This window comes from Chromobacterium subtsugae, assembly GCF_035919665.1.
Classification (GTDB): domain Bacteria; phylum Pseudomonadota; class Gammaproteobacteria; order Burkholderiales; family Chromobacteriaceae; genus Chromobacterium; species Chromobacterium subtsugae.
Genome location: NZ_CP142381.1, coordinates 2,356,527 through 2,372,809, shown reverse-complemented (window position 1 = coordinate 2,372,809; position 16,283 = coordinate 2,356,527). Strand labels below are relative to the sequence as shown.

Annotated in this window: 19 protein-coding genes; 2 read left to right on the top strand and 17 right to left on the bottom strand. The window is 61.1% G+C overall.

All coding sequences use genetic code 11. The features are described from left to right. Positions 1–18 precede the first annotated feature (18 nt). The 8 genes from U6115_RS11520 to U6115_RS11485 all read right to left on the bottom strand — a co-directional run bounded on the left by U6115_RS11520 (position 19) and on the right by U6115_RS11485 (position 8,393). Positions 19–1,509 carry a hypothetical protein gene (locus U6115_RS11520; protein WP_043573607.1) on the bottom strand — a complete coding sequence of 497 codons (1,491 nt, stop codon included), beginning with the start codon at positions 1,507–1,509 and terminating at the stop codon, positions 19–21. 84 nt (positions 1,510–1,593) lie between these two features. After that, a complete protein-coding gene (locus tag U6115_RS11515; RefSeq protein ID WP_146008310.1) occupies positions 1,594–2,823 on the bottom strand; it encodes an HK97 family phage prohead protease in 1,230 nt (409 codons plus the stop codon). Between the two features lie 38 nt (positions 2,824–2,861). Continuing rightward, complete coding sequence (locus U6115_RS11510; protein ID WP_052257974.1) at positions 2,862–4,982, bottom strand: phage portal protein; 2,121 nt, start codon at positions 4,980–4,982, stop codon at positions 2,862–2,864. A gap of 10 nt (positions 4,983–4,992) precedes the next feature. Beyond that, positions 4,993–6,429, bottom strand: a complete 1,437-nt coding sequence (terL, locus tag U6115_RS11505) for a phage terminase large subunit (RefSeq protein WP_043573605.1) — start codon at positions 6,427–6,429, stop codon at positions 4,993–4,995. A 2-nt stretch (positions 6,430–6,431) separates the two neighbouring features. Beyond that, a complete protein-coding gene (locus U6115_RS11500; RefSeq protein ID WP_080770188.1) occupies positions 6,432–7,139 on the bottom strand; it encodes a terminase small subunit in 708 nt (235 codons plus the stop codon). A gap of 78 nt (positions 7,140–7,217) precedes the next feature. Further along, positions 7,218–7,550, bottom strand: coding sequence for a hypothetical protein (locus U6115_RS11495; RefSeq protein WP_146008311.1), 333 nt, complete (start codon positions 7,548–7,550; stop codon positions 7,218–7,220). 185 nt (positions 7,551–7,735) lie between these two features. After that, entirely contained in the window at positions 7,736–8,092 is a 357-nt protein-coding gene (locus U6115_RS11490) for a Gp49 family protein (protein ID WP_043573603.1), read from the bottom strand. Positions 8,093–8,207: 115 nt separating this feature from the next. Further along, positions 8,208–8,393: a hypothetical protein gene (locus tag U6115_RS11485; protein ID WP_043573602.1), complete on the bottom strand. Its 186-nt coding sequence runs from the start codon at positions 8,391–8,393 to the stop codon at positions 8,208–8,210. A gap of 411 nt (positions 8,394–8,804) precedes the next feature. Between U6115_RS11485 and U6115_RS11480 the strand changes: the two genes are divergently transcribed. Next, positions 8,805–9,179, top strand: coding sequence for an HNH endonuclease (locus U6115_RS11480; protein ID WP_080770187.1), 375 nt, complete (start codon positions 8,805–8,807; stop codon positions 9,177–9,179). 162 nt (positions 9,180–9,341) lie between these two features. Here U6115_RS11480 and U6115_RS11475 read toward each other — a convergent pair whose 3' ends face one another. From U6115_RS11475 to U6115_RS11435, 9 genes are all read right to left on the bottom strand, one after another. Further along, positions 9,342–9,842: a hypothetical protein gene (locus U6115_RS11475; RefSeq protein WP_146008312.1), complete on the bottom strand. Its 501-nt coding sequence runs from the start codon at positions 9,840–9,842 to the stop codon at positions 9,342–9,344. A gap of 12 nt (positions 9,843–9,854) precedes the next feature. Next, positions 9,855–10,310 (bottom strand): RuvC family protein, encoded by a 456-nt coding sequence (locus U6115_RS11470; protein ID WP_197466021.1) that lies wholly within the window; start codon positions 10,308–10,310, stop codon positions 9,855–9,857. Continuing rightward, positions 10,307–11,674, bottom strand: a complete 1,368-nt coding sequence (locus U6115_RS11465) for a hypothetical protein (protein ID WP_146008313.1) — start codon at positions 11,672–11,674, stop codon at positions 10,307–10,309. Before U6115_RS11465 ends, U6115_RS11470 begins: the two co-directional genes overlap by 4 nt. A 300-nt stretch (positions 11,675–11,974) precedes the next feature. Beyond that, positions 11,975–12,355 (bottom strand): nuclease domain-containing protein, encoded by a 381-nt coding sequence (locus tag U6115_RS11460; protein WP_080770186.1) that lies wholly within the window; start codon positions 12,353–12,355, stop codon positions 11,975–11,977. Then, positions 12,352–12,789, bottom strand: coding sequence for a recombination protein NinB (locus U6115_RS11455; RefSeq protein WP_197466020.1), 438 nt, complete (start codon positions 12,787–12,789; stop codon positions 12,352–12,354). Before U6115_RS11455 ends, U6115_RS11460 begins: the two co-directional genes overlap by 4 nt. 112 nt (positions 12,790–12,901) lie before the next feature. Continuing rightward, the gene (locus tag U6115_RS11450) at positions 12,902–13,711 is read right to left on the bottom strand and encodes an ATP-binding protein (protein ID WP_052257973.1); all 810 of its coding nucleotides are present in this window, start codon (positions 13,709–13,711) and stop codon (positions 12,902–12,904) included. After that, complete coding sequence (locus U6115_RS11445) at positions 13,711–14,481, bottom strand: helix-turn-helix domain-containing protein (RefSeq protein ID WP_052257972.1); 771 nt, start codon at positions 14,479–14,481, stop codon at positions 13,711–13,713. The genes U6115_RS11450 and U6115_RS11445 overlap by 1 nt, the downstream gene beginning before the upstream one ends. A gap of 383 nt (positions 14,482–14,864) precedes the next feature. Next, positions 14,865–15,368, bottom strand: coding sequence for a DNA N-6-adenine-methyltransferase (locus U6115_RS11440; protein ID WP_080770185.1), 504 nt, complete (start codon positions 15,366–15,368; stop codon positions 14,865–14,867). After that, the gene (locus tag U6115_RS11435) at positions 15,368–15,706 is read right to left on the bottom strand and encodes a phage regulatory CII family protein (protein ID WP_155294740.1); all 339 of its coding nucleotides are present in this window, start codon (positions 15,704–15,706) and stop codon (positions 15,368–15,370) included. Before U6115_RS11435 ends, U6115_RS11440 begins: the two co-directional genes overlap by 1 nt. Before the next feature lie 115 nt (positions 15,707–15,821). Between U6115_RS11435 and U6115_RS11430 the strand changes: the two genes are divergently transcribed. Next, positions 15,822–16,271: a helix-turn-helix transcriptional regulator gene (locus tag U6115_RS11430; RefSeq protein ID WP_043573583.1), complete on the top strand. Its 450-nt coding sequence runs from the start codon at positions 15,822–15,824 to the stop codon at positions 16,269–16,271. Positions 16,272–16,283 lie beyond the last annotated feature (12 nt).

Below are 16,283 nucleotides of genomic sequence, written 5' to 3'. Positions count from 1 at the left end.
TAGGGGCGGAGCAGGTTATCAGCCGTTGCCGATGTTGGTGATGACGCCCATCGCGAACGGCGCGTAGTTGGCCAGCACGCCTTCGGCGTACACGCCCATCTCGTACATGCGGGTGCGCAGCGGCCAGTCGATCTGGTAGTAGTCGCGACGCATCTTCATCTCGACCACGTTCTGGATTTCGCTGTTCTGGTAGGACACCGGCAGTTCTTCGCAGCGCGCGACGATGGTGCCCGGTGGCAGATCCGGATGGATCACGATCGGGATGATGCGACCGCCACCTTCGACATACGGATTGAAGTAGCTGTCCACCACGCCGGAGCCGGTCACACGGTACGGCTGATTGCCGCTGCTCTCGCTGTTGTAGCGAAGCAGCGTGCCCTGAGCCGAGTTCATCACCTTGGAAGTGATATTCGTCGCTTCCTGGCTGTTCACGTAGATGACGGTGGCGCCGAGTCGGTAGGTATCCCACATGCCCTTGAGCATGTTGTCGATCTCCACCACGTTGCCGCGGCCGCCCGGCGTCAGCGGAGTGCCTTGGCCGGCAGGACCGGTCGGCAAGGTCACGATGTAAGCGCTGGACGCCGGGTTAAACGCCGAGTACAGCAGGCCATCGAAGGCCATGCCGGGGTTGGCCGAAAAGTCAGCCACCAGCACGCTGGCCGGCTGGCGATTCGCGGCCAGCGGTGCGGTGAAGGTCACGCTATTCAGCGTGGTGATGGCCTGCAGCGTCTCGCCGCCGGCCGCGCCCACGAACCAGGCATAACCGAGAGCGCCATTGACCGGCTGCACAGTCGCTGCCAACGCTTGGCCGATGGTCACGCCCTGCACCGCATTTGCGGACTTGTTCGACACGCCACCGTTCAGCGTGTAGGTCTGGCCATCCGCGCCCTTGATCTGCTGGGAGGTGATAACGCCGCCGGCCAAGGAAGCGACCTTGATGCCTTCGAAGGTCAGAGCCGCCACGATGACGGAGTAGTTGCCGGCAGGCAGCGTCGCAGCAAGACCGGTCGGCGCATACGCCGAGACAACCGGCGAGGCGGGAGTGCCCAGCGAAACGGATGCATTGCCGCCCAGGATCGCCTTTTCTTCCTTGATCATGGTTTGCTGCAGCAGGCGCACGCCAGCAGTCGCACGCGCGTTTTCGAACTCGGCCGAGGCGCTTTCAGCCTCGAACGTCAGGCCATCTTCTTCGCCAAGAGTGACGTAGATCGCAGACTTCGGCACGGCTTGATAGCTCATACGACCCGAGCGCTGGCCTTCCGGCACCCACGGCATCGAGGCAACGCCAGAGCCATTCAGGCCCATGATCACCTTCCAGTTGGTGGACCCGCCGAAGCCGCCCGGCACGCGCGGGATCTTGTTGCGAAGGGGCGTCAGCACCGGATACAGATTTTTGGCCGGTCCGGACAGGTCGTAGCCCATCAGGCCGGTGCTCAGGGTCACCGTCTTGTTGATGTCTTGTCCTGCGGCCTTCATCAGGTCGAGGGTTTCCTTGGTTACATCGGTCATACGTGCTCCAGAAAAGAAGAAACCCGCCGAAGCGGGTTTGGAATTTGAAGCCCGCCATGGCGGGTTGCTTTTATTGAGCAGCGATCACTTGCTGATTGCGAAACCGCCAGCGGCGTACACTTTCTTGAACGCGGTTGCATGCTCATCAATCGAGCCATCCGCCTTGCGAACCGGCTCCACCTCTTGCTGTGCCGATGTCACCACGGCATCAGCCCCCTTCTCCACCGCGATCACTGCCTTCGGCTCGGTGGGCATCTTGTTGAATTTCTCGACCAGCGCTGCGTGATCGGCCTGCAGCGACTCATGAGCCTTGGTCACCGCCTCGAACTGGCCAGCCATCTTGGAGACTTGCTCCTGCAAGCTCTTGACGATGTCCGCCCCGGGCAGCTCCATGGCCTTTGCGACAGGTTCAGCGTCCGCCGAAAGTGCGGTCGGCGCCGGAGCTGCCTCGGCCTTGCCTATGTTGCCTTGCTCCCTTGCCTTGCCCAGGCTGGCCACCAGCTCCGCCGATTCTTCTGCGGCCATGGCGTTGAAGATCTCGGCGCCGGTCTTCAGCCACTCACGCAGTTGGGCGGGTACGGGGCTATCATCGCCCTCCCAGTTGGCTTCATCCTGGGCGTCGCTGGCCATCCAGAAGATGTCGCGCAGTACGTTGGCGAAGTCGCCGACGCTATATATGCCCTTTGCGATCACGGGCTCGGCCTTCTCCACCTGCTTGGCTGCCGGCGATGCTTCCGCCACATCTACGGGCTCGGCTGCCGGCGCCGCAGCCTTCTTGATCAGCGCCACCAGATCGCCCGCACTGATGCCAGACTTCTCCACCAGCGCCGCCAGTTCGTCGTGTACCTGCTCTTGGCTCATGCCTTCCTCGCTTACCTCGGCCTTCCACACCTGGATGACCGCGTTGGGGTTGCATGGGGCATCCACCAGGCTGATTTCCGTCAGCCTCAGCCCCGTGATGGTTTTGCCGAGGCGGCTGGTGCTGCTGCCGCCTATCGAGAATCCCTTGTAAACGCCCTCCTTCACTTTCAGGACGGCCACCGGATCAACTACGCGCGCCTGGATGATGGTTTCGCCGGCGTCGTTGACGTCCGCGACATTCACCGTGCCCGCGGCCATAGGTTGGTGCATCTCACGCAGCGCGCCAGTGCCGTATTTCATGAAGTCGGGCAGCGCCGCCTTCATCGCCTCGGGCGCTACGATCTCGCCGGCCAGGTCAACCGCGCCGTCAGACGCGATACCCTCAACGGTGACGGTGCCGTCGTCGTTGTCGGTCACCTTTCGGATGGCCGCGTAACCGCGATATTTCGTCATTTCGTATGTCCAAAAGAAAGGCCACCCGCGGGCGGCCATCAGTAAATTTCGCCAGTATCGTTATCGATCAGCACCGGCTCGATATCGCATCGACAGCTTACGTGCAGCGGCGAGCGCATCGCGCCGTTGCTGAAGGGCTCAGTCAACGGCACCGTTTCGCCGGAAACCGCTAAGCAGGCGCTGCAGCAGCCTGGATAGGCGTTCCAGCGCTTGTAGGCCACCAGAGGCGATGCCTCGAACAGATCGAGTGAGGCGACGCCTTGCGCCTCCATCACCTCATTGCCCGCAATCGTCGCCGCACGCTCCGGAGAAACCGCATAGCCGGGGTCGATCTGGTCGGCCGCAATTCCTCGCTGGATTGCATCCTCAATCACCGACTTCAGCATGTTGGCGGTCGCGCGCGCAATGCTGACATCGCCGGCCGGCGACAGTAGCTCGCCAATCCGCTGCTTGAGAGTCGCCACAGTTGCCTGAGCTGCGCTTGCAGCCTGCCCTGCAGTGGCGCGCGTCTGCGCTGATCCGGTCGAGATGGTCCGATTGATCACGCCAGCAAGCACCGACTCCAGCGCCGGAGAAAGCCTGGCAAACGCCGCCAGATCCAGCGACGCCATCGCTGCATCCACGCTCGACAGGTTGATCACCAGCACCTGACGCTTCCACCAGTCCTGTAGGAATGCCAGCAGCAGCGCGGCCAACTCCAGCTCGTGATGATCAGCCGGCTTTACCGGCGTCACACTTCCTGCATCACCCGCGTCGACCTTTTCGGGTTCGGCAAACTTCGCCAGCTTCTCGGCCGGCGGATCGCTGCCCAGTCCGGGCTCGCCGTTCGGGTTGTCCTCATCCTCAGCCGCCTTGATGATCGGAACGAAACCCGTCGCAGTGGCGAACATCGGCACGTCGCCGCCATCGACTGGCTCGCGGTTGTCTTCGGCGCGGGCCTCGTTGATCGAAAGCGTGCCATTGCGCACCTTTGTGTCCTGCACCTTTGCCCGCGCCTCGGGGTCGATCTCCTCTTGCGCATCCCATTCCAGCGCCAGGTCGGGTGCCTTGAACTGCTGCGCGATGATCCTGTCCAGCAAAGCTTTCAGGAACGCCTTGGTGATCTCGTCGCCGCGCAGGTCGGCACTGGATTGCTCTGTCTGCTGGCCGGCGCGAGTCTGCTGCTTGAGCGCCCAATGGTTCGGGACATTCAGGGCGTAGCAGACGATGCGTGCAATCCACTCGTCGAACTGGTCCTGAAGCGCACCCTCCTTCACGTTGAAGGGCTGAGTGCCACCAGGAACAAATTTCGTCCGGCGCCGCGCCGCGGTATCGCCGGCCAGCGTGTCGTTCCAGTGCTTGTCGAACGCACGCACCTGGTCGATGGTCCATTCGGGCGGCAGCGAAAACACCAGATCGGGCGTGCTGCCTTCGGTGTAGAACTGCAGCTGGTGGATGGCGCGGCGGATGGCCATGTTGACCGTGAGCAGTATCTGCTCGACCACCGAATGGCCGTAGATTTTGTTCGTCCGGACATTCCGCGGCATGTAAACCAACTCGTCGATAGCGTAGTTGGCCACCACGACGCCCTTGATCACCTGCTGATACGCTGGGCTGGGCGCCGATGGCGTGCGGCCAGTGGCTGTGATCAGCCGCTTGACCGTCGCGCCGTCAATCAGCTCAAGGCGGTAGACGTCCCCCCCATTGGTCTTCCATGGGTAAATCGTCGCGGCGTCCAGGACAAGCATGTCCTCGACGACAGCTCGCGCCCAGGTCGAGAAATCATGCTCGCCATCCGGGAATCGCAGAAAGTCCTCGATCTGCTTGCAGCGCTTGTCCGGCTTGCTCTTGCCATCGCGCGGCTTCACGGCGAATCGAAAGTCGTCGATTGCATCCTTGCGCGTTTCGATAGCCCCGCGGAGGATGTCGCACCCATCTGCCAGCGCCCGGAGCTTTTCGAAAGTGGTCAGCTCGGTACTACGCGGGCGGCTGACCAAGTTGTAACCCGTCGGGTAATCGAACTGGCGCCCTTCCGTTCCAGCTGCCACCGGGTCGGACACAACTGGCACCATCGGCTCCGCCGGCCCCATGTATGCGGCGCCTGAGAAAACCGACTTGATTGCACCGGTGACGCGGGCAATCAGGCCCGTCTCTATCGGCACCTTTTGCCCTGCCGTCATGTAATACCCCTTAGCTTGTGGCGCTGCTCAGCTCCTGCGCCTGCTCGGCGTAGTAGTCCAGCAGCCCCGTATTGCCGGTGAATAGTTCGTTGAACGCCCGGGACAGGGCATCAATCTGGTCGTCGTGCGCACCGTTCGGGAACATGCGCATTTCCTCGACCAGGTCTTGATTCCAGCTCGCCCGCAGCATCATCACATTGCCCACGTTGCACTGAGCGGCGAATGGCTCGGCGCGCGTCACCTTGTCGCCGGACTCCGGCGAGGATGTGACGCTGTAGCCCGCCAACAGGCGGGTGAATGCCGCGACCTGCGACTTGCCGGCCTGGCCAGGGTCTTGCGGGATGCTGATCTTGACGGGCCTGCCGTCGCGGTCTGCCGTGTTTTTGAGCGTGCGCTCAACCTCATCCGGCGAGCCGCGCATGCGCTCCATGTCGCCGATCACAAAGCAGCCATCAGGCGTGATGCCCAGCTTGCCGCCTGCCGTGTGGTCGGGATCTTTGCCCGGCGTCGGCTTGGTGGCTGCGAAGTCCCAGCCACGCACCCACTTCACGCCGGCGGGTATCGCATTAACGATGGCGATGTTACCGGGCTTGAATGTGCCACCCTCGCCCGGCGACGGCTCTTGCTGGTACTGGCCGGCGAACGTGTACGGGTTGGCGATCTGCATCGTCTTCAGGCGCTCGACGCTGTGCTTCTCTGGCCACAGCGCCGTGCCGTCATCCTGCAGGGCCTTCAGCTTGATGATTTCCCACTCTTCGCCATTGCCGCCGGCGGCCAGCCAGCCGGCCAGGTCGCGCTCGTGCAGCCGCTGCATGATGCAGATGATGGGCGTGTGCGGGCTGTTGCAGCGTGACTCTAGCGTGTTCTGGAACCACTCGATTACGCCGTTTCGGATTGTGTCGCTGCGCGCCTCGTCAGCCTTGTGTGGGTCGTCGATGATGATTGCGCCGCCAAAGCCCTCGCGTACCTTGCCGGCACCGTAGCCGGTGATCGTGCCGCCAGAGCCCACGGCGTACATGACGCCGCCGTCCTTGGTCCGCCATTCATCCTTGGCTTGCGAGTCGTCGCGCAGTGCGACGTCGGGGAAGATCTCCTGGTATACCGGGTCGCGGATGATCTCGCGGATCTCGGCGCTGTTCTTGATGGCGAGCTTGCCCGAATAGCAGGTATGGATGAATTCGCTGTCGGGATGCTTGCCCATCGCCCAGGCGATGAACATAACCACAGCCAGCTCGGTCTTGCTGTAGCGCGGCGGGATGTTGATGATCAGCCGCTTGCACTCGCCGTGGAACACCCGCATCAGCGCGTCGCAGATGATTCGGTGCTGCCGGGCGCGCTTCCACTGGAATTTGCGACGGTGCAGGAACATCCAGCGAACGAAGAAATAGAAGTCTTCGCGGGCGGTTAGGATCGCGGCGGCTCGCTCATCGGCCGTGAACTGCCGCATGGTCACACCTCGTCGATGATGTTCTTCAGGGCTGCCAGCAGCTCCGGCGAGGCGCTGTGCTGCGTCTGCTGCTGAATCGGGCCGCCGTCCTTGCCGGTGATGGCCAGCTTGTCGTTGAACATGCCCAGGTGGCGAGCGACGTTCTCAAGGGCCTTGTCGCGGTCGGCCAGCAGCACTTTCAGGCCGTCCTTGCCCTGGTGCACACCGGCGTACAGTCTGCGCGCTGCGCCCCTTAGCCGGCGGGTATCGTGGACGTGGATCTTGCCCTTGCCTTCGCCCTGGCATTCCGGGCATTCAGCATTCGGCTCGCGCGTCGCGACAAAGCCGAAGCCGCCGGCAGCGTCAGGCTGGGAGTCACCCTTCTCTGTTGCCTCGCGCTTAGCCTGCTCGAATTCCGGCTCGGTCCATTGGTACTGGTGGCCGGCGCCCCAGCAGTGCCGGCAGTTGTCGCGTCGGTACTCGACCAACTCGTTGACGTCGGCGTTGGCCAGCTCCCACCAGCGCTGCAGCACCATGTCGGCGGTGATCTCGGTCCGATGGGAGCGGGCTTGCTGAGCTTCAGCGATTGCGGCGATGACGTTATGTTTCGTTATGAGCTGGCGGCCAATGTTGGGGTCTGAATATTTGGCACGCGCAGCAGCAGCGGTGGCGTTCAGGTCGACCAAGTATTCCTGCACGAACAGCTTTTGTTTTGGTGTGAGTTTCGCCATAGAGGCGTTGCCTCCTCGGCTGGTGGAATAGAAAAAGCCGCTTTTGAGGCGGCTCAGTTTTTGTTTCCTAGTTGACTGTCACTTCCAGGGTTTGCAGCTTGCTGGGTAAGTACCAAACAAACTTGGAAGTTTTTCTATATGGCACGTCTCTCCGTCCTTATTATTTGCAACCGTGATATGTTCTAACTCCAACCAGTCATCGGGCGTGTTTTTGCTTCCCTTGTGCCAGTCCTTTAAGATTAAGCAGTTATCTCCCCCGAGTCCTGTCGCTTCGACAAGTTTCTTATTTTCTGAACTTCTAATCACATCCTGCACATTTTTCAGATTATTAATTTTGGTACCAATCTTGACTGCGCAGTCAGCCGAAGCAAATGCGCTTAAAAGCAGAAGTGGAATAAAAAAGAGTTTCATACTGCCTCCAGGGTTTTGCGGGATCGCAAAGTCATGAACGCAATTCAAATAAACTCTGTGAATCCCGCCCCATCAGGAGGGGAAATAGACAAGCTTGGTCGGGCCAACGACAACGGTATCCGACAGTCGCGCAAATGTTCAAGCAGCACTCAGCCACTTATGAGGATGGCTGCGCGTTATTGGCGCTATGTTTGAGGTTGCGCCCCAACCAGCCTCTCCTTCAGCGCATAGCCCAGCAGCGGCCAGACCTTGTTGACCGCGTTCTGGCGGGCGATCTTGCGACCCAACTCGGCGTCGAAGTTCTCCGGGCTGGCGCAGGCGCTCTCGCCGGTGACGGTGTAGCCGTTGCGCAGGATCAGGACGCAGAATGTGAGCAGCAGCAGCGGGCTGCCGAACTGCACCTTCTTGCCAGCTCCGATAACCCCCTGCGAAGCAGTAAAATAGTGCTCGCCGGCAATCGCCGCCTCCACATCCGCCGGCGTCACGCGCGGCGCGGTCATACCCTTCTCCTGAATTTCCCTCTCGATAGCCGAATCAGTCATTGCTCCACTTCCTTTTTCGTAGCCGTTAATACCACTTGGCCGTTTTGATGCGTTTTTGCCGGTGAAATACTCGACCCTGTTAATGCCAGTTGCGATTTTCGGCCTGCACTAAGGGTTATTGCCGCGCCAACACGATCTCCACGTCCATGCACTCCATCGCGATTGCCAGAGCGCGCCGCTGGATCACCTCCATGCGGTGCGGGCTGATCGACTGGCCGGCGTACTCGGCCACCAGGGCGGCGATCCGCTCCTCCGCGGTCACGCTGTCGAACTGGACACGGGCGGTGATGGGCTGAGCCATGGCTATCTCCTTACCAACTTGATGAGTGCGCGGCGGGTGAACGTGGCGTGCTGCCGGTTACGGTGAAATCGCACCGTGATTTCGTCGCCGTCTCGGGCGATGACTCGACAGCGCGTGCCGGTGATCAGCACCAGCTCGGCGCCACGGCCCCAGGGCGCGGCCTCGTAGACGATGGTTGTGTGACGTAGCCGCATACGGGCCTCGGAAAAGAAAAAGCCCCGCGATGTGCGGGGCGAGGTTGATGGTGCCGGTTTTGCGGGGTGCTCACGACGGGAGAGCCGGCGTCCTAGTTGCCAGGTTTAGCCGCTACTGGTGGTTAAGGTGTCGGCGGCGATAGCCTGGCGATCTTCTATTGTAATTTTCAAATCTGCACAAACATGACATCGGCACTTTGTTAATAAGGGATATACCATGCGCAGATATAGCAGCTTGTTTCGTTCACCTTCCTTGTCCTTGGAAAGTTTTTCGAGTGATGTAATCGATGCAGTATGGGAAAAGGCCCTGAGCCACCTCTCACTGTCTGATGGCAAGAAGCTGGACCGCTATGGTGCCATTATTGAACGCGACCAATATGGGAAACAAGAAAGCAGGACAGGTTGGCAGGTTGATCACATAGTGCCTAAATCCAAAGGCGGCTCAGACGAGATTGAAAACTTGCAACCTTTGCAATGGGAGAACAATAACTCAAAGGGGGATGGCAATCACCCATCTGAGCTAGTCACAGCAAAACCTGACTACTCCGACAATGAAATCCCAAAAGCCTTTGGTAAGAAGGTAGAAGACTAACGCTTGCATATCACTACAGCCCACGGCAGAAGCCGTGAGGCTGTGTACCCTTTGGCGACTGCCATTCCTACAGACGCAAAAAGGCCGCCTTTCGGCAGCCTTTTACTCGCCCGCGGGCGGTGACAATTTGTAGATCAATTCTACCGCTGCATTTTGCAGAATTCAAGCGGCCCTTTGCTGTTTAATGCGGTTGTAAATCATCTGAACCAGTTTTGCTACACGATTCTCGTATTCCGCGGTCTGGATACCCAGCTGGCGGCACAGCACTTTCGGATTGCTGGCCTGCCATTCGCCGGCGCGATTACGGAAGCCGCGGAAATGAGCCAGCAGGATGGTCACGTCTCGCTCCGGCATACCCGCCTCTACGCGCCGACAAACCACGCGGCCGTGAGTAATTGCCCGCTCCACGCGCAGCGCCAGTTGGATGTCCACCGGCAGCCCGGCGCCCTTCAGGTATTTGCAGGCGTCGCACGGGTCGGGCAGCTCGAAGCAATGCTCGCAGCGGTTCGACCGGTAGTTTTTGCCCTCTATGCCGGAGCGCCGGCTCGCCTGGCTGTCGCTGCGCTGCCAGCGACCCCAATTTTCCATGGCCTCGTGCGCCTCCAGCGGCAGGTTCAGAATGCGCATTGCGCGGATTACACCGATATCGACAACTGAACTCATTCCCTACCCCTTTCAGATTCCAAACCGACCAATCAGTGCGGCCTCGGCGCGGCCGTCGTCCTTCACTCTGGCGAACAGGCCAGCCTGGGCTGGAAACAGTTCCGCGGCGCGCGCCCGGCTGCCGTCCTTGCCATCCCTGCGCCCCGCCCGCTTCTGCCACTGCTGCGGCGTGACGAACGACACCGGCAGGCCCAGGCCCGCGCAGACGCCCTCCACGATGCCTGCGCTCTTGCCGAAGTTGAACATGCTGGCCACACCCTGGCCGGGCATGGCGCCAACTTTCTCGATCACCACATGCGCGCCGGCGAGCTGCCGGAGCAGGTCGGCCAGCAGCGCCGGCGACACGCTTCGCTTCGTGGTCTTGCCGCTCCTCAACTCCACGACCGGCATGTCGTACACGGCCAGCAGCTGCTCGCCGTCCAGCACCGCGATGGCGCCGTTGATTCCTGGGTCGATTCCTAGCCTCACGCCGCCCTCCATTTCCCGTTGATCACATGCAGCAGCGACCGCTTGCCGCTCGCGTATTGGATGCAGTGCGTGTGCCGCCAGCCGGACAACCCGGTGTTGTAGCCCATGGCCATCTGCGAGGACGTGCCGACCTGGTAGACGCCGTCGGCGATCCCCGGTGCGTGGCCGTGGCCGATCACCAGCTTGGCGCCGGCCTTAGTCATGCCGTGCAAGCTGCCGCGCGCGCCGTTGATGCCTTTGTCGCCGTGCTGGCCATATTCCACGCCGTCGACAATGAACGACTCATCGCGGCGCAGAAAGCGAATGTTGTCCGCGCCCGGCAACAGCTTTCGCACCCAGTACTCCAGTGGATCCAGCTCGCGGCCGGCGGCCAGCGCGCGCAGCATTTCCAGCTTGGTCTCGTGGTACACGATGGCGTTTTGCACGTCCTGGGCGTTCTGGTGGTTTTCCAGCCAGCGGTAGATGTGCTCGTTGTGGTTGCTGCCGGCCAGCACCACTTCGGCGCCGGTGGCGGCGATGCGGCCCAGCAGATCCGCCGTAGCGCGCAGCTCACCATAGACGTCATCGTTGCCGGCCCGGCGCAGCCTGAACCGCTCGAAATAGTCGTTGTGATGGCTGGCGCTTTGAAAATCCAACACGTCATGCAGCACGATGGTTTCCGGCTGCAGGGCGTTGACCATGCTGTCGGCGCCGAACACTGTAGCCTCCAGCACCTCCGGATCATGGCGGACGCCGTGGAGATCGCCCAAGGCCAACACACGGGCGCGGTGGCTGATGCGCTTAGCGTTGCTGGCGCTGTACTTCCGGTCGAGATCACAGAAAGAGCCATCCTTGCCGGCGTTCAGGTGGCGAAAATGGGCGGCGCGGCCGTCCCACTCGACCACCACAGCGCCCTGCACCTGGTGGAATTCCCCCTTCTTGCCGGCTTTGCTCTTGCTGTAGACCGGCTCGGTGATGGCGCCGGTGGTCATCACCAGCTTGGCGGCGCGGCCGATGGCTACCGGCACGCTCTCCAGCGCGATCTTGGGGTGCGCGAAAATGCCGTGGCTGTCGCCACTCATCGTGTGCAGGCCCGACAGCGGGCGCACCGCGGTCGGCTGCGTCGGCACGTCGGCCAGCAGCAGGACGCCCGGGCACAGCTCCAGCCTTTCGACGGTCATGTACCGGGCCAGCTCCGGCGCGAACCACTCGTGCGGCTTTTCGAGGTTGCTTGTCGGGTTGCGATAGGCCACCGGCACGACGATCAGGCGCGCGCCGTTCTCGCGGCAGTACTGCTGCAGGCTCTTGAGGAACGGAGCGTGAACCGGCGAGCCCGACACGGCGCAGGTAATGACGAACCTGTTGCCGTCCGCTGGCTTGGCCACGGTCGTCGCCTGGGCGGCGCGGGCGCGGAACGTCCGGCCGCAGGCCTTGCACATGAATCGCTGTGCCGCGGCGGAGTGAACGCCATGCGGACCGGCGTCGTTGCAATTCGGGCAATTAAGCTGCATTCAACTCCCTTTCGTTCATCAGCCTTGCGGCTTCTGCTTTCGCCTCCCTCGAGGTCTGAAAATTGCCCAGGAACCGCGGCCACTCCCATAGCTCGTAGCGCGGCGGCGTGGCCAGCGCGTAGCGGAATATCCGCCAGTCTCCGCACGCTAGGCATTCACCCTGCAGAATCCATTTCATGCCGCACCCTTTATCGTGATCAGCCCTTTGGCCAGCAGGCGGCGCAAGGTCCGCACCATGGCGCGGCGCATGTAGAAATCTTTCTCGCCCGGCTGCCAGTCACACGGCACGCGGCCGTCGATGACGTCATGGCATGTGCTGCAGCCGTAGCAGCTGGAAACGTCGTCGGCCTTGCGCCCCATGCCGTGGCTTTCGTCCGGCAGATGGCACAGGACTGTCGTGTCGGCGCGGCCGTTGCAGATGCCGGCGATTTGCAGAGTGCAGGTCTCGCCGGCGGCGCTGTCGCGAATGGCTTGGCTGGCGATGCGCCTGGTGTCGCGCCGACCAGTGCCAGGCGTGGACCCGGGGCGCTGTACGATCTTGCTCGGCGTCTTCATGCCGCCCTCCTCCCATACGCTGCGCCCAGCCCGAATTTCACGCCCCTCTCCGCGCCGAAGGCGTAGATCAGCTCCAGCAGCTCGCCCATCTCCCGGATGCTCATGTCGCTGGTGCGCCGGCCCAGGATCACGAAGCCGCTGCCGTCCAGGTTCGGCACCACCTTGGTCTTGCGAAGGCCGGCGGTCAGCAGGTCTTTCCACTCCTCCGGCGTCAGCTTGTTGCCGTACCAGTCCAGTTGCTCACTGACATCCGTCAGCGCGGCCCACATGGCAGCGTTCTGGCTCAGGTTGCGGAGGCTGGCGGTCTGGATCGTGACCTTCAGGCCCCTGCCATCGGCGGCCTCGTCCAGCATCTTGCACGCCAGCTGGTATGCGTGGGCCATGCGCGGCCGGAGATCGGTGCCGGTCTGGATGGTGATAGTCTCGCGACTCATTCCGCCCCCCTTTCCAGCTGCAGCGCAGCCATGAACCACAATGGCGCGGTCAGCAGCAACATAGCGACGAGTAATGTGCCGATGACGGTTCGGCGCCAGGCTGGAGAGCGCTTCATGCCACCTCCAATGCACGGTAATCATCCCAATCGAAGACCAGCACCTCGCAGCCGTCCTCGCGCAGCCGGCTGAACAGCCTCGGCCCGATGCTGGCGGCTACGCCATCACGGTCAAGATTGCTCAGGAAGATGGTCGGCCGACGCGCCTCGTAGCGGCCATTCACGACGGCGAACAGCGAGCGCGCTTCGGTGTCGGTGCCGGACTGCACGCCGACCTCGTCGATGATCAGCAAATCCGGGTCGGTGTAGAGGCGGATAACTTTGCTTTCCGACATCGCCGAGTCGAAGCTCTTGGCTTCGCGGATAAGCCGCGCCATCTCGTCCAGCTTGGTGAAGACCGCGGTGCATTGGTAGCGATGCATGATGCGCAGGGCAATGCCGCAGGCCAGGTGCGTCTTGCCGGTGCCGAACTCGCCTAGGAATATCGCGCAGCGGCCAGAATGGCCATGCTCAAACTCAGCGGCATAGGTTTTGGCAAACTCCAGAGCCGTGCGCTGACCGTCAATCGCTGCGCGGTAGTTTTGCAGGGTGCGATCCTGGAAACGCAGCGGGATGCCAGAGTTTCCACACAGGGCCAGCCAGCCGGCGCGCTGGCGCTCAGCGGCCTGGGCCTTCTCGCGGGCCTGTCGCTCGGCGTCGGCCAGGTCTTTTGCCTCCTGCGCGCAGGCCGGGCAGCGCGTCCAGACGCGGCCAATCGGATTGCGTGCGGTGTATTCGCCGTGGCGCTCGCAGGTTTCTGCACGCTCCCGCGGCGTCGCCGGCACGATATCGGCCAGCAGAGCGCCAATGGGTTTCAGATCATCCATCACAGCCTCCCGCTCTTGCCGTAGTCTTTGGGGGTTTGGTTGATGCGCGGCGCGCGCTTTTGGCCGCTTGCATCGGACTTGAGTGCGAACAGTCCTTGCCAGCTGTTCAACGTCGACTGATCAAGAACGGCCTTGGGGTCATGCCCTTCGGCGCGCAGCTCGGTCAATTTTTCGATAGCAAGTTCTGCGGCGTATTCGGTCAGGGGCTTGCGGATTTTCTTCCGCATCTCGACGAATGCTTTCCAGGCGTCGGCAGGCAACCAAGACGGGGGGCCACCTCGCGCGGCATTGACGGTTACTTGATGATTGAAGTTGGTTACTGACGGTTCGGGTGACATAGCTGTGTCACCCTTTCCGTCGTCGATGTCACCCTTTTCGCCTTGGATGTCACCCTTTTTGTCGTCAATGTCACCCTTTTCTTTGGGTGACAAATTGTCATCCTTTTCAGGGTTCGACAAAATGTCACCCTTTTCGTCGAAGGAAATATCTTCCCCGGCAAGCCATTTGGGATTGATGCAATACTCGTTCGAAAGCCCACGGCCTCCCTTATTCCCAGAGACACGAATCAGCCAGCCCGCTTTGACCATTTTCTCGATCTGCCGCTGTACCGTTCTATCGGACTGACGGGTCTTTTGCGCAAGACTGTCCACTGACGGGAAAATATGCGTCCCATCATCATGCGCATGGTCTGCAAGCTTCAGCGCCAGCACCATCAGGCCGCCACCTTCAGGAAATCGGTCAAAGACTACGCCCATCACTTTGACGCTCATTTCCGCTTGCCTCCGTCGGTATTCGTTGCCATAATTTCTCCAGTGAAGTTGAACCCACCCGAGGCCCGGCCAGGCTGTTGACGGTGGGTTTTGTCTTTATCCCTGAGGGCTAACGCCCGACACCTTCCCTCTAGCCAAAAAGGACTGCATATGGGTGCCGTTCACTTCCTTGACGATCAATTCCTACTGGCAGATGCAAGAGACGACGCAGTCGAACATGAGCTTGAGTTGTTCGAAACTGGAGGGAAGCGTTACCTCCGCATATGGGTTGGGGGTATTGGCAATGGGCCGGAGATTCTCTGTGAAATAACAGAGGAACAGGCCCGGCAACTCTCAGAAGCCGCCGAAAGTTTGGCAGACCGAATCTCCTAAGCATCACTCCCTCACTTGATCTCATGTGCCCGGCCGCCGGTGCCCGGCACCTTGTACGCGCTCAACTTGCACTGCCCGTTCTCGCCCGGCTTGTAGACCACCAGCACGGCCGGGAACGGCGCCTTAGCCTTCGCCCCATCGAACCGCAGCCGCTTGTCCAGCGCGCGGATCTCTGCGGCCTTCAGCGCGTGACGATGGAACCAGCGCGTGTCCGTCCGCGCCGGCACAAGACAGACCACCAAGGCGCCGTCGATGCTGGAGCGGTAAGCTTTGGCCATCCATAGCTTGATCTGGTGGCCAAAAGGCGGATTCATCCAGACGACTTCCCTGCTCCAGTCCTGGGCCAAGCCATCCTGCTCGCGCGTGAAAAACCGCTCGCACTTGGCGTTCTCCTGTGTCGCGCAGACATCCAGCGTGAACCCGAACTCCGCGTGCAGCTGGTCGAATAGCGCCTGCGGTGTCGGCCACTCGTCCGTTTTGCTGCTGAAGTGGATCTGTTCGCTCAGGTCGGCCATTAGGCGGCCTCCGCGAGTGCATAGTCGTTGGCGGCTTCGCGCGGCAGGAACGGGACAAGGCGCTCATCGCCGGTGACCGCGTACAGCCTGGCTCGCTCCGCAACAGAAAAACGCGCCGGACAGTGCGTCGTTTTGTCCCGATTGACCTTCCGCCTTAGCGAGTTGGGGTTTATGCCCAGCTCGTGAGCCAGATGCCTCAGTTTCAATCCGGTCCGATCCTTCCAGTCGGCGACGACCTGGTAGATCACCACATCGATCTCAGAAAACATGGTTCGCAACATTTCCTTGAAAGTGATCATTTTCAAAGGTTTAGCGCTTTGCCATACTTCACTCAGCACCAAGCCAGACCCGCTGCAGCGCCTCGACCGGCTGCCACCTTGTAGCGCGATGCGGGAGTTCTTTTACAACCAGGCCAGCTCCAAAGCAGAGCAATATCAATGAAAGGATAACCCTATGGGTTACCATAACGCAAGCACCGACACAGCAAAAGAACCTTTCAGGCATCTACCCCCATGGGTAAGCTATGACTACCATGCGGGTATGAGCATTGATATCTTCCAGATCCGACTCAACAACCTGCTGCCCTTTTTGGAAAAAAGGGGGGAGACGGCGCGGCTTGCCAAGTTGATTAAGGTTGAGCCGAACTACATCAGTCGGATTAAGGCCGGAAAGAAACGAATTGGCGAAGATGTGGCCAGGCGGCTTGAGGATGCCCTCGGCCAGGAATACGGCTGGATGGATAGAAGCCACGACAACGAATATGCTTCGGCACCTGAGCAGGTTGTGATAACCGCTCTATCTGAAGAGGAGCTCGTGAAGCTCTTGCGCGAGAAAGGCGAGGCCTACGCGTTCGAGCTGCTCCGCAAGGCCTTCATGGAGAAGGAAAACAAAAAAGGCGACTGAGAGTCGCCTTTA

What these genes read in the sequence shown, in the direction of transcription:
- U6115_RS11520 (WP_043573607.1), bottom strand. Translation starts at nt 1,509, where the DNA reads ATGACCGATGTAACCAAGGAAACCCTCGACCTGATGAAGGCCGCAGGA.
- U6115_RS11515 (WP_146008310.1), bottom strand. Translation starts at nt 2,823, where the DNA reads ATGACGAAATATCGCGGTTACGCGGCCATCCGAAAGGTGACCGACAAC.
- U6115_RS11510 (WP_052257974.1), bottom strand. Translation starts at nt 4,982, where the DNA reads ATGACGGCAGGGCAAAAGGTGCCGATAGAGACGGGCCTGATTGCCCGC.
- terL (WP_043573605.1), bottom strand. Translation starts at nt 6,429, where the DNA reads ATGCGGCAGTTCACGGCCGATGAGCGAGCCGCCGCGATCCTAACCGCC.
- U6115_RS11500 (WP_080770188.1), bottom strand. Translation starts at nt 7,139, where the DNA reads ATGGCGAAACTCACACCAAAACAAAAGCTGTTCGTGCAGGAATACTTG.
- U6115_RS11495 (WP_146008311.1), bottom strand. Translation starts at nt 7,550, where the DNA reads ATGAAACTCTTTTTTATTCCACTTCTGCTTTTAAGCGCATTTGCTTCG.
- U6115_RS11490 (WP_043573603.1), bottom strand. Translation starts at nt 8,092, where the DNA reads ATGACTGATTCGGCTATCGAGAGGGAAATTCAGGAGAAGGGTATGACC.
- U6115_RS11485 (WP_043573602.1), bottom strand. Translation starts at nt 8,393, where the DNA reads ATGGCTCAGCCCATCACCGCCCGTGTCCAGTTCGACAGCGTGACCGCG.
- U6115_RS11480 (WP_080770187.1), top strand. Translation starts at nt 8,805, where the DNA reads ATGCGCAGATATAGCAGCTTGTTTCGTTCACCTTCCTTGTCCTTGGAA.
- U6115_RS11475 (WP_146008312.1), bottom strand. Translation starts at nt 9,842, where the DNA reads ATGAGTTCAGTTGTCGATATCGGTGTAATCCGCGCAATGCGCATTCTG.
- U6115_RS11460 (WP_080770186.1), bottom strand. Translation starts at nt 12,355, where the DNA reads ATGAAGACGCCGAGCAAGATCGTACAGCGCCCCGGGTCCACGCCTGGC.
- U6115_RS11455 (WP_197466020.1), bottom strand. Translation starts at nt 12,789, where the DNA reads ATGAGTCGCGAGACTATCACCATCCAGACCGGCACCGATCTCCGGCCG.
- U6115_RS11450 (WP_052257973.1), bottom strand. Translation starts at nt 13,711, where the DNA reads ATGGATGATCTGAAACCCATTGGCGCTCTGCTGGCCGATATCGTGCCG.
- U6115_RS11445 (WP_052257972.1), bottom strand. Translation starts at nt 14,481, where the DNA reads ATGAGCGTCAAAGTGATGGGCGTAGTCTTTGACCGATTTCCTGAAGGT.
- U6115_RS11440 (WP_080770185.1), bottom strand. Translation starts at nt 15,368, where the DNA reads ATGGCCGACCTGAGCGAACAGATCCACTTCAGCAGCAAAACGGACGAG.
- U6115_RS11430 (WP_043573583.1), top strand. Translation starts at nt 15,822, where the DNA reads ATGGGTTACCATAACGCAAGCACCGACACAGCAAAAGAACCTTTCAGG.